The sequence below is a fragment of the Paraglaciecola sp. G1-13 genome, from assembly GCF_055809255.1.
In genome coordinates this window covers 1,457,572-1,469,252 of sequence record NZ_CM147903.1, presented here as the reverse complement: position 1 = coordinate 1,469,252, position 11,681 = coordinate 1,457,572, and the positions used below count along the sequence as shown (strand labels likewise).

Sequence of the window (11,681 nt, the reverse complement as noted above, 5' to 3'; positions counted from 1 at the left end):
CTTAAGAGCGCTATTTTCATGCCTCATTTGCAAATATGGGGCAACTTCCGCAGTAAAAATGCATGTGCAATCAGTCTTTCTGTCACGACTAAGGGCGAATTGCACTATGCCCCGCTTTAACGAATAATAAGGTCACACATAAAAGGCGGAAATAAATAATGAATTTGCGAAAGCAATTTAAAAAAGCCTCGGTCTCTAGTGACATGCTAGATAAACAAAAACGATACGAAACCCTAGTCCAAGCATTACATGGTGATATATTCCGCTATGCATACTGGCTGGTGAAAGATAAAGCGGTGGCAGAAGACATAGTCCAAGAGACGTTTCTGCGTGCATGGAAATCATTGGATTCATTAAAGGACGAAAAAGCCGCCAAATCTTGGTTGATTACGATATTGCGTCGGGAAAATGCCCGACGCTTTGAACGTAAGCAGTTCGACTTGGTTGATATCGATGATGTGTCTATCTCAGACGATCAGTTGACTCACGAAGTTGAGATTGAGCACCGAGAGTTACGGAAAATAATGGCGTCTTTGACTGAAGAGTATAGAGAGCCATTAATGTTGCAAATCATGTTTGGATACAGCGGAGATGAAATTGCAGCTCAACTAGATTTAAACAAGAATACCGTAATGACCCGACTATTTAGGGCGCGAAGCCAAATTAAAGAGGCGCTAGAGAAATCAAATGACAATCGAGAACGGAAAAATGGATGATTTAGAATTTCGCAGAACCATTTATGCTGATCCGAATTGCGATGACATACGAGTCAAAGAAGCGGCAGCACAAGACCCTGCAAAACACGAATTTTGGTCTGAGCAAAAAAAGATCGATGCGAGTTTACAAGCGGCGATGAAAGTCGATGTGCCTGACGATTTAGCACACAAACTTATTTTGCGCCAAACTATGCAAACTCACCAACACAATAAGAAGCGTGCCCGGGTGCATTTAGCGCTAGCGGCATCTTTAGCGTTTGTTGTGGGTGTCAGTTTCACGCTGTGGCAACAACAAAATTACATTGATGTGTCAGCCCAATCACTGGCTCATGTATATCATGAAGGTCCTCATGCGCTTGATGCGAACGAAGATTTTACCTTGCAACAAGTCAACGCTAAGCTCGCCCAATACGGTGGTCATTTAAATGAGGATATGGGGCAAGTATTTTACGCTAACCACTGTGACTTCGAAGGGGTTAGAAGCCTACACTTAGTCATGCAAGGCGAGAATGGCAAAGTGACTGTGTTTGTTGTGCCTCATAAAGACGGTTACAAAGCAAAAGACAGAGTCAGCGATGGCTATCTAACCGCCGAAGCAGTGGATATGAAAGATACCAGCTTAGTGATCGTCAGTGAAAATGTACATGATGTAGAGCAGACCAAAGATAAATTGACTAGAGGCATGACCTTCTCTGCCTAAGAATGTGTAGCGCGTAAAGAAGAGCGCGCTACATAGAAAACGACAATTTTTGAGAAAAAGGAGCTTATGCTCCTTTTTTTATCCCTCTCGACTCCCTTTTGAAGCTCCCCTTATCTGCCCACCGATAAAAACATATCAATGTGCTCGATGCCGCCATCATCGTAAGGCTTACCCTCTGGATGAAAACCAAATTTAAGATAGAAATCAGACGCATCAGTCTGGGCCGATAACGTGATCGTTGTGACTTTAGGGTCAAGACGAATCTGCACAATCGCCTCTTCAATTAATCTATTCCCGACTCCCTGCCCCCTGTGTTCTGGCAAACACACCACCCGCTCAATCTTGGCGATATTTGGCTGTTTTGTTGTACGTACCCTTGCATAAGCAATTAACCTAGCTTGGTGAAACACGCAAACGTGTGTGCTGACGTTATCCTGCTCGTCTATGTCTCTGTATATACTTTGTTGTTCGATGATAAATACGTCCTGACGCAACTGTAAAATTGCGTATAAATCGTTCAACTCCAGCTGACTAAAAGAGATTACTTGGGTTTTATATAATGCCGACACTAGTGTATTCCTAGGTTGCTTGATAGCATGGTGTAAAAAAGTAAACGCTAATTTGCAACAGCGTAAACAAAAATTCAATCATTCCTCATCTTAATCGAAGGACACCATGGAAACAGCCACTTTTATATCATTAGGATTGTACTTTCTCGCCATGCTCGCTATTGGCCTTTATTCTTTCAAACAGGCAAATACTGACGTAGAAGGTTATATGCTGGGGGGGCGAAACCTTAGCCCAAAAGTTACTGCCCTTTCGGCTGGCGCTTCAGATATGAGCGGATGGATGTTAATGGGCTTGCCCGGCGCAATGTATTTGACCGGTTTGTCAAGTGCTTGGATAGCAATAGGTCTCGTCATTGGCGCCTATTTTAACTATGTACTGGTAGCTCCCCGTTTACGGGTATACACAGAAGTGGCAAATAATGCGATTACTATCCCTGACTATTTTGAGAATCGGTTCAACGACAAGAGCCGCGTTTTGCGCATTGTTTCCTCTATCGTCATTGTGCTGTTTTTTACCTTATATACCTCATCCGGTGTCGTTGCTGGCGGCAAATTGTTTGAAACATCATTCGGTCTAAATTATGAATTGGGTTTATACATTACCGCTGGTGTGGTCGTGGCATATACCTTATTTGGAGGATTTATGGCCGTGAGCATCACTGACTTTGTGCAAGGATGTATCATGTTTGTAGCGCTGGTATTGGTTCCAGTGGTGGTGCTCGTCGATTTGGACGGTTGGCAAGGTGTCACCCAGTCTTTAAGTACCCTTGATGGTCAATACTTGGATATGTTCGTCAATGCCTCAAACGGTGAGCTTGTATCGACAATTGCCATCATATCCATGCTGTCTTGGGGATTCGGGTATTTTGGGCAACCCCATATCATTGTGCGCTTCATGGCCATTCGCAGCGTAAACGACATTAAAACCGCTCAGACGATCGGCATATCGTGGATGGTAGTAGCCATAACAGGGGCATTAGCAACGGGGCTACTAGGGCTAGCTTATGTGACCAAACAAGGCACCCCATTGAATGACGCGGAAACAATCTTTATTTATTTATCTCAGTTGCTCTTTCATCCTCTAATCGGTGGTTTCTTGCTTGCAGCAATTCTGGCTGCAATTATGAGCACTATTTCCTCGCAATTACTGGTCACATCGAGCTCTCTAACGAGCGACTTTTATCAAGCATTTTTCAGACGAGATGCGAGTCAACACGAACTGATCATCGTTGGCCGTATATCCGTGGTCATTGTTGCTTTGGTCGCTATTTTCTTGGCGTACGACAGAGATAGCAGCATATTGTCATTGGTCAGTAATGCGTGGGCCGGTTTCGGTGCAGCATTTGGGCCTTTGATTTTATTCAGTCTATTTTGGAAGCGAATGACACTCATCTCAGCCATAAGTGGCATGTTAGTCGGCGCTGTAACAGTGTTATTATGGATTTATTTGCCGATTACTATTGACGGCCAGAGCCTAAGTGCTTGGCTATACGAAATAGTACCGGGCTTTATATTGTCGAGCTTGACTATTGTTGTAATCAGCCTAGTGTCAAAACAAAGTGATAGTTCAATTATCAATACATTTGAGAAAGTAGAGAAGACTTTGCACGACTCGGTAAATAACGGCGGCAATGCTTCTTAAGGTTTAAATAGGGAATTTACATGAACTTTTATGCCGCTAGGCAACCGATATTACATGCAGATAAAACACTGTTTGCTTATGAATTGTTATTTCGGGATAGTTTGGAGAATACCTTTCCCAATATAAATGAAGATGAAGCTACAGCGAAAATGGTCGCTGGGCTTCAATTTAATCTAGGGTTAGACAGCTTGTTGCCTGACACGCTAGCGTTCATAAACTTTACACACAATTCGTTATTAGACGGGTATCCTTTGATGCTACCTAAAGAGAAGATTGTAGTAGAGATTTTAGAAACGGTTAAACCAGGTAAAAAACTACTTAATGCGTGTATCGATCTAAAGGAAAAGGGCTATATCGTTGCCCTTGATGACTATGTTCACCAAGGAGTCTGGCTGCATTTCTTTCCTTATATCGATATTATTAAAATTGACTATCAAGATACCTCACATGAGCAAATTCTAAAGATAATAGAAGCAATAAAGCCCTTCCCCAAGATAAAATTGTTAGCAGAAAAGATTGAAACCCACCAAGAATACTTACAAGCACTGGAGTATGGCTGTTGTTATTTTCAAGGCTACTTTTTCAGTAAACCAGAGATCATAAAAAACACAGCCCTAACGCCTTCGCAAATGTCGATAGCGAAATTAATGGGGGAAATGGCCAAAGAAGACCCCAAAATTGAGATTATCACTCAAGCGTTTGAATCTGATGTGAGTCTCTCTTTTAAATTGCTGCGTTATGCCCAATCGCCGATTTTTAAACGCACCAAACAAATTGAGACGATAAAACAAGCTATTGTGGTGTTGGGCCAAACTGAGCTTAGGCGTTTTGTGTCGTTGCTTTTTACTGCTCAATTCAGTGAAGGTAAGCCTGCTGAGCTTACCGTGATGTCACTTTCGCGGGCTCGTTATTGTGAACTACTCACAGAATATTCCCATCAACGCGACGGCGTGGCATCCGCTTTCTTGGTTGGGCTTTTGTCATTACTTGACGCCATGTTGGATGCTGATATCGCAGACCTTATGGAAAAACTGCCTATATCTCAGAATATCAAAGACAGTATCGTGCTACGTCAGGGCGAACAGGCCAAATACTTAATGCTGAGCGAATTTTTTGAGGAAGGTCGATGGAGTGATGTCAATCGCCTGTGTGAAAATCTCGACATTAATTTTGATGATGCATTTTCAATGTTTCAACAATCTCAACTGTGGGCAAAAGAAAGACTCCAAGCTTTAAAGTAATCCCCATTCAAACAGTTGTCATTTTGTCATGATATATTTTTAAAAAATATATCATGACTGCTCGCTTTCGTGATATTGTTCTATGCATATAATATTTTAGTATATCCATTAACTTAGCACGAGAAACTCTATGACTTCGTCGATTCCAAACGTTACACATTTGAAACAGCTTGAAGCGGAAAGTATTCACATTTTTCGTGAAGTAGCCGCTGAATTTGATAACCCAGTAATGCTTTACTCAGTAGGTAAAGACTCTTCTGTGTTGTTACATCTAGCGCGTAAAGCCTTTGCCCCAGGTAAAATCCCCTTTCCTTTGCTGCATGTAGACACCACATGGAAATTCCACGAAATGATTGCCTTTCGTGACCAAATGGCAGACAAGCACGACTTAGACTTGTTGGTTCATATTAACCAAGAAGGCGTGGATATGGACATTAACCCATTTATTCATGGCAGTGCTAAGCATACAGATATTATGAAAACGGTTGGTCTTAAGCAGGCGTTAAACAAATACAAATTCGACGCAGCGTTTGGCGGCGCAAGGCGTGATGAAGAAAAGTCACGTGCAAAAGAGCGCGTGTACTCTTTCCGAGATGAAAACCACCGCTGGGATCCTAAAAACCAACGTCCTGAATTATGGAATATCTACAATTCACAAATTAACAAGGGCGAAAGCATTCGTGTATTTCCAATGTCGAATTGGACAGAGTTAGATATCTGGCAATACATCTACATGGAAAACATCGAAATTCCTTCTTTATACCTTGCTAAGCCACGCCCAGTAGTAGAGCGCGACGGTTTGCTGATCATGGTTGATGACGAGCGCATGCCCTTAGAAGAAGGTGAAACGCCAGAGATGCGTTCAGTACGCTTTAGAACGTTAGGCTGTTATCCATTAACAGGTGCCGTTGAATCGACTGCGAATACACTACCTGAAGTTATTCAAGAAATGCTACTAACTAAAACCTCCGAGCGCCAAGGGCGAGTCATTGATAATGATTCATCTGGCTCTATGGAGAAGAAAAAAATGGAAGGTTATTTCTAATGGAAAACAACATTGTTTGGCATCAGCACGAGGTTGACAAACGTCGCCGCGCTGACGCTAAAGGGCAAAAGCCGTGTGTGGTTTGGCTGACCGGGTTAAGCGGTTCTGGCAAGTCGACCATCGCTAATTTGTTAGAAAAAAAATTAGCCGATAACGGCAAGCACACTTACTTACTTGACGGCGACAATGTTCGTCATGGTCTCAATGGTGATTTGACCTTTAGCGACAAAGATCGGGTTGAAAACATTCGCCGCATAAGTGAGTTATCCAAACTCTTCGTAGATTCAGGCTTGATTGTCATCACCGCATTTATCTCACCGTTTAAGAGTGAACGTGATTACTGCCGCTCACTGCTTGAGCAAAACGAATTTGTTGAGGTGTTCGTCGATACGCCATTAGAGGAATGCGAAAAACGCGATCCTAAAGGGTTGTATCAAAAAGCGCGTTCTGGCGAAATTACTGATTTTACCGGTATCAGCTCACCCTATGAAGCGCCAGAATCTCCTGAGATCACCCTTAATTTCAGCGGACAAAGCGCCCAAGAATCTGCGGAACAACTGTTCACTCAATTAAAGCAAAAAGGATTGATTGACTAATGCTCGATAGCAAATTGATAGACAGTATTACCCAGATTGCACACCAAGCGGGTGATGCAATAATGGATATATATCAGCGTGATTTTGCGGTATATGAAAAGTCTGACGAAAGCCCTTTAACAGAAGCTGATTTAGCTGCCCACAATTGCATTGTGAAAGGCTTACAAGCTGTATCTGATCTACCTATTTTGTCAGAAGAATCCGCTAACATACCTTGGTCTGAACGCCAGACATGGGATAAGTATTGGTTGGTAGATCCCCTTGATGGCACAAAAGAGTTTATAAAAAAGAATGGCGAGTTTACAGTCAACATTGCATTAATTGATAACGGTGAACCCGTCTTTGGTGTCGTTTTTGCCCCCGTACTAAAGCAAACCTATGTCGGTATTGTGGGCCAAGGCGCTTATAAGCTAGAAGGTGATAGCCGGACTGCGATTACCCCTAAAATGAAGAGCGATGACGAAGAGTGGCGCGTGGTAGGCAGTCGCTCACATCAAAGTCCTGATATTCAAGCGCTACTTGCCAAACTTGGTGGAGAGCCTGAGCTTGTGGCCATGGGCAGTTCGTTGAAATTATGCTTAGTTGCTGAAGGTGCAGCGCATTTATACCCTCGCTTAGGCCCTACGTCTGAATGGGATACAGGTGCAGCTGATGCGGTGGTTCGTGCCGCCGGTGGTAAAGTCACTATTATTGAAAGTGCCGCCAATGTGTTCGACGAACACGCTAAACCTCTTAGCTACAACCAAAAAGAATCCGTTTTAAACCCTTATTTCCTTGTGAGTTGCTGATCATGAATAGTGAAAACGCGTTATTACAATCTGACATCCTGGCGTACCTCGAACAGCATGAGCAAAAAGACATGCTGCGTTTTTTAACCTGCGGTAGCGTAGATGATGGTAAAAGCACCCTAATTGGTCGTTTATTACACGACTCGAAAATGATTTACGAAGATCAGCTTGCCGCCATCACCAAAGACAGTAAGAAGTCTGGTACCACTGGCGACAAAGTAGATTTAGCCTTGTTGGTGGATGGCCTAGCGTCTGAGCGTGAGCAAGGGATCACCATTGATGTGGCATATCGTTACTTCTCAACGGATAAACGTAAGTTTATCATCGCCGATACGCCGGGACATGAGCAATATACCCGCAACATGGTAACGGGTGCATCAACATGTGATTTGGCCATCATATTGGTAGATGCTCGTGCTGGAGTTAAAACCCAAACCCGTCGTCATTCATTTTTGGTTTCATTGCTTGGCATCAAACACGTCATCGTGGCAATCAACAAAATGGATTTAATGGAGTTCAGTGAAGAAGTGTACGAGAACATCAAGAAAGACTACTTGGTCTTTTCTGAACAACTAGATATTCCTGATATTCAGTTCGTGCCTATCTCAGCCCTTGATGGCGATAATGTGGTTAATAAGAGCGAGAATACTCCTTGGTTTGAAGGCTCTACGTTAATGAAAACCTTGGAAAATATTGAAATTGGTAATGACGCCAATATCGATGATTTCCGTTTCCCCGTGCAATACGTAAACCGCCCTAATCTTAACTTCCGTGGTTTTGCTGGCACGGTTGTGTCTGGCCAAATCAAAAAAGGCGATAAGATCACCGCGCTTCCGTCGGGCAAACAATCTACCGTGCGCTCTATTGTCGGTTTTGAAGGCGAGCAAGAGGTGGCTTATACGCCGCTTACCACTACCATCACCCTTGAAGATGAAATCGATATCTCTCGTGGTGACATGATTGTCAAATCTGACAACTTGCCTTTACAAAGCAGTGCTTATGAAGTCAATTTAGTGTGGATGGACGAAACACCGTTAATGCCAAACAAACAATACGGTTTCAAATTTGCCACTAAGTTTGTACCAGGTAGCGTAACGGACATCGAACACCAGATTGATGTAAATACCATGGAGCACAAAGAGGCAGTAAGGCTTAATTTGAATGAAATTGGTGTTGGAAAAATCAAGCTTACGCAGTCAGTTGCCTGTGACCCATACACCAAAAACCGTGAAACCGGTGCGTTCATTATTATTGACCGATTAACCAATAGCACAGTCGGTGCAGGTATGGTGATTGATGCCATTCAAGACTCAGGTACGAAAACAGAATATTCTGAGTTTGAACTTGAATTTAATACTTTGGTTAGAAAGCATTTTCCACATTGGAATGCCACTGACATCACTAAGCTGTAGGCGCAACGTCGATACTATATGGACATAAACCAGCTTCTGGTATTAGCAATATTTACCGGTACATTAGCGGCGCTTATTCTCACGAATAAGCGCCCTTCTTCAATTTTTGCGGGTACATTGTTAGCACTTATATTAAGTCAGCAATTATCGCTTTCAAACATCATCACCAACTTCACAAACCAAGGATTAATTACCCTTATTCTGCTGTTGATTGTAAGCACAGCAGTAGATAAAACGTCCCTCGTCAAACGGTTGGGCCGCACGCTTATCGTTGCGAGCTTCAAACGCAGTTACTGGCGCTTATTTGGGCTAACGTTTGCTTCTTCAGCATTGTTGAATAACACCGCCGTGGTAGCAAGTTTGATTGGTCCGACTAAACAAAATCAATACCATCCTGCTTCTAAGTTACTTATCCCTCTTTCATACGCAGCAATTTTAGGCGGTACAGTGACACTTATAGGTACCTCCACCAACCTCATTGTTGATAGTTTCATGCGCGAGCATGGTCACGCAGGTTTTAACTTCTGGGACTTTACGCTCTATGGTATGGTCGCAGGTTTAAGCTGTGGCGTGTTAATGTTTTTGTTAACGCCACTGTTGCCCGTAATCGAAAACAAAAACCGCAAGTACAATAGTTATTTTATTGACGCGAAAGTAGAAGCCGATTCTGAATTAATTGGCAAAAGTGTCGAGCAAAACCACTTACGCAATTTACCTGAGCTTTTTTTAATCGAAGTGGTACGCAACGGTAAACTTATCAGTCCTGTTAACCCTGAGCTAGTCATACAACAAAACGACAAACTGATTTTTTCAGGGGATATCCATAAAGTCGATAATTTAAGTCACATCAAGGGATTAACCCTTTTTGCAGAATCAAATGGTTTGCTACGTGAAAACCTTACCGAAGTGATTATTTCTAATCGGGCGCAAATCATTGGTAAAACACTGAAAAGTGTTGGTTTTAGGGCATTATTTGATGCCGCTGTTGTCGCTATCCGTCGAGACGGTGAAACCCTATCAGGAAAATTAGGGGAAATTAAACTCCAAGCAGGTGATTTTTTGCTTTTGGCTACAGGCCCTGACTTCGTCAAGCGCCAAAACTTAACCAAAAACTTTTTCATTTTATCCGAGAAAAAAGTCGCCACAAAACTCCTCGATAAACAAGAATGGATAACCTTAGGCGGTTTTCTAGTCACTATCGCCCTTGCTGCCGCATCCATCATTTCACTTTCCACAGGTTTAGTGTTTTTCCTAGCGATATTGGTAGCCACTGGCGTTACATCCACCAACGAAGTTAAACGTCACCTACCGTTAGAGCTCATTATCGTGATTGTCGGCGCCCTTAGCCTGGCTAACGCGTTAGAAGGTGCAGGAGTGATAACCACTCTCACACACTATTTAGAGCCCTTAATGACAAGCTCCAGTCCATTTGTGGCATTGGTAGTGGTGTATTTAGCAACCTTGTTGTTAACAGAGGTAGTTACCAATAACGCTGCTGCAGCACTGATGTTCCCCTTTGCTTATGGGTTGGTAGAGAGTTTAGGCGTACCTTTGATGCCGTTTGCCTTAGCGGTCGCTTTTGCCGCCAGCGCTAGCTTTATATCACCCTATGGGTATCAAACCAATTTACTGGTTTTTAGTGCCAGTAATTATAAGATGAAACACTTTGTGAAATTTGGTTTGCCTATTTCAGTTTGTTACTCGAGCATCGTGCTCATCCTACTGAAGTACACATATGACTTTTAAGTCAGCGAACATTTTCAGCAGCCCAACGGGTTAACCGTTTTAAAACGCAAATAATCCACTTCCCAAGACAAAAAAGACGAGAGTGTCACCACTCTCGTCTTTTTCTTTTGTTGTGTCTGTGTCTTATAGCAATTCCATTAAATAATTAGCCACTCAGCGGAAATTTATTGGAGTTGGAATGATTGACATAAGTCCGCAGTAAATGTCAGCTTACGCCTTAGGTTTGCGTCCTCGGCTCAGCGTGGCCGGTGCGGTGTTGTTTGTCGCTTGACGTCTACTTCCGTGTTTTGCCTCCCCCCCTTGGGACTTGATCCCTCGATGATGACTGCGCTTGGAAGAGCGGGTTGGCTCGGTCTTTGGGGCATTTTTATCGGTAACGTTAGCTGCTATTTTCTGATCGATTTTCAGTGCTGTTTTGGTTGAGCCCTCAACAGCGTCACTAATTTCACGCATTTCATCAGGGGTTAAATTTCGCCACTGCCCTACCTTTAGCCCCGCTAAACGAATTGACATAATACGGCTGCGTTTTAACCTGGTTACGCCGTAACCTAAGTATTCGCACATACGGCGAATTTGCCTATTTAACCCTTGGGTTAAAATAATACGAAATACGAATTTACTCTGCATTGTTACCGTACAGGGCTTAGTCACCGTGTCGAGTATAGGTACTCCGGCTCCCATGGCGTGAATAAAACGCTCTGTCAACGGTCGGTCCACCGTCACTATGTACTCTTTGTCATGGGCATTTTCAGCGCGCAAAATTTTGTTAACTATGTCACCGTCACTAGTCAAAAAAATTAAACCTTCCGAAGGTTTGTCTAATCGGCCAATGGGAAAAATGCGCTCGGGATGACCGATGGCATCGATAATATTCCCTTTGACGTGGCGCTCAGTCGTGCACGTGATCCCGACAGGTTTATGGTATGCCAAATACACTCTGTCAGACTTATTCTCGGCACTCGCTTTAATCAAGTTTCCGTCAACGCGCACTTCATCCCCAGGCAACACTTTAGTGCCTAATTCAGGAATAACGCCATTGATCGTCACGCGTTGGCTGTCTATCAACTTATCTGCTTCGCGACGAGAGCAGAAACCTGAGTCACTAATAAATTTGTTTAAGCGAATGCTAGAAACAGTTGTGCTTGATGTGTTCGATGTATTCAATGTAACCCACTATGTCATCGTTAGTTAGCGCCTAGACATTCCTAGGCGAAACAGATGTAAAC

The 11,681-nt window shown here is 43.1% G+C and carries 11 protein-coding genes; 9 read left to right on the top strand and 2 right to left on the bottom strand.

Annotated features, from left to right (window positions below; genetic code table 11):
- Positions 1 to 158 precede the first annotated feature (158 nt).
- Positions 159 to 716: a sigma-70 family RNA polymerase sigma factor gene (locus AC0L6N_RS06255; protein WP_011574484.1), complete on the top strand. Its 558-nt coding sequence runs from the start codon at positions 159 to 161 to the stop codon at positions 714 to 716.
- Positions 709 to 1,416 (top strand): DUF3379 domain-containing protein, encoded by a 708-nt coding sequence (locus AC0L6N_RS06250; RefSeq protein WP_473481269.1) that lies wholly within the window; start codon positions 709 to 711, stop codon positions 1,414 to 1,416. Before AC0L6N_RS06255 ends, AC0L6N_RS06250 begins: the two co-directional genes overlap by 8 nt.
- A gap of 110 nt (positions 1,417 to 1,526) precedes the next feature.
- On the opposite strand, the gene AC0L6N_RS06245 is transcribed toward AC0L6N_RS06250, so the two are convergent.
- Entirely contained in the window at positions 1,527 to 1,985 is a 459-nt protein-coding gene (locus AC0L6N_RS06245; RefSeq protein WP_473479907.1) for a GNAT family N-acetyltransferase, read from the bottom strand.
- Positions 1,986 to 2,091: 106 nt separating this feature from the next.
- On the opposite strand from AC0L6N_RS06245, the gene putP reads away from it, so the two are divergent.
- The 7 genes from putP (at position 2,092) to AC0L6N_RS06210 (ending at position 10,455) form a co-directional block, all read left to right on the top strand.
- Positions 2,092 to 3,627 (top strand): sodium/proline symporter PutP, encoded by a 1,536-nt coding sequence (gene putP / locus AC0L6N_RS06240; protein ID WP_473479905.1) that lies wholly within the window; start codon positions 2,092 to 2,094, stop codon positions 3,625 to 3,627.
- Positions 3,628 to 3,647: 20 nt separating this feature from the next.
- Positions 3,648 to 4,868 carry an EAL and HDOD domain-containing protein gene (locus tag AC0L6N_RS06235; RefSeq protein WP_473479903.1) on the top strand — a complete coding sequence of 407 codons (1,221 nt, stop codon included), beginning with the start codon at positions 3,648 to 3,650 and terminating at the stop codon, positions 4,866 to 4,868.
- Positions 4,869 to 4,998: 130 nt separating this feature from the next.
- Positions 4,999 to 5,913 carry a sulfate adenylyltransferase subunit CysD gene (gene cysD / locus AC0L6N_RS06230; RefSeq protein WP_473479901.1) on the top strand — a complete coding sequence of 305 codons (915 nt, stop codon included), beginning with the start codon at positions 4,999 to 5,001 and terminating at the stop codon, positions 5,911 to 5,913.
- Positions 5,913 to 6,509 carry an adenylyl-sulfate kinase gene (gene cysC, locus AC0L6N_RS06225; protein ID WP_011574478.1) on the top strand — a complete coding sequence of 199 codons (597 nt, stop codon included), beginning with the start codon at positions 5,913 to 5,915 and terminating at the stop codon, positions 6,507 to 6,509. Before cysD ends, cysC begins: the two co-directional genes overlap by 1 nt.
- A complete protein-coding gene (gene cysQ, locus AC0L6N_RS06220; protein ID WP_473479899.1) occupies positions 6,509 to 7,297 on the top strand; it encodes a 3'(2'),5'-bisphosphate nucleotidase CysQ in 789 nt (262 codons plus the stop codon). Before cysC ends, cysQ begins: the two co-directional genes overlap by 1 nt.
- A 2-nt stretch (positions 7,298 to 7,299) precedes the next feature.
- On the top strand, positions 7,300 to 8,709 hold the full coding sequence (gene cysN / locus AC0L6N_RS06215) for a sulfate adenylyltransferase subunit CysN (protein WP_011574476.1): 1,410 nt from the start codon (positions 7,300 to 7,302) through the stop codon (positions 8,707 to 8,709).
- An 18-nt stretch (positions 8,710 to 8,727) separates the two neighbouring features.
- The gene (locus AC0L6N_RS06210) at positions 8,728 to 10,455 is read left to right on the top strand and encodes an SLC13 family permease (RefSeq protein ID WP_473479897.1); all 1,728 of its coding nucleotides are present in this window, start codon (positions 8,728 to 8,730) and stop codon (positions 10,453 to 10,455) included.
- Between the two features lie 210 nt (positions 10,456 to 10,665).
- Here the strand turns inward: AC0L6N_RS06210 and rluF are convergent, their stop codons facing one another.
- A complete protein-coding gene (rluF, locus tag AC0L6N_RS06205) occupies positions 10,666 to 11,619 on the bottom strand; it encodes a 23S rRNA pseudouridine(2604) synthase RluF (protein WP_473479895.1) in 954 nt (317 codons plus the stop codon).
- Between the last annotated feature and the right edge of the window lie 62 nt (positions 11,620 to 11,681).

Excerpts from the sequence above, each read along its gene's own strand:
- AC0L6N_RS06255 (WP_011574484.1), top strand. The coding sequence starts at position 159 with ATGAATTTGCGAAAGCAATTTAAAAAAGCCTCGGTCTCTAGTGACATG.
- AC0L6N_RS06250 (WP_473481269.1), top strand. The coding sequence starts at position 709 with ATGGATGATTTAGAATTTCGCAGAACCATTTATGCTGATCCGAATTGC.
- putP (WP_473479905.1), top strand. The coding sequence starts at position 2,092 with ATGGAAACAGCCACTTTTATATCATTAGGATTGTACTTTCTCGCCATG.
- AC0L6N_RS06235 (WP_473479903.1), top strand. The coding sequence starts at position 3,648 with ATGAACTTTTATGCCGCTAGGCAACCGATATTACATGCAGATAAAACA.
- cysD (WP_473479901.1), top strand. The coding sequence starts at position 4,999 with ATGACTTCGTCGATTCCAAACGTTACACATTTGAAACAGCTTGAAGCG.
- cysC (WP_011574478.1), top strand. The coding sequence starts at position 5,913 with ATGGAAAACAACATTGTTTGGCATCAGCACGAGGTTGACAAACGTCGC.
- cysQ (WP_473479899.1), top strand. The coding sequence starts at position 6,509 with ATGCTCGATAGCAAATTGATAGACAGTATTACCCAGATTGCACACCAA.
- cysN (WP_011574476.1), top strand. The coding sequence starts at position 7,300 with ATGAATAGTGAAAACGCGTTATTACAATCTGACATCCTGGCGTACCTC.
- AC0L6N_RS06210 (WP_473479897.1), top strand. The coding sequence starts at position 8,728 with ATGGACATAAACCAGCTTCTGGTATTAGCAATATTTACCGGTACATTA.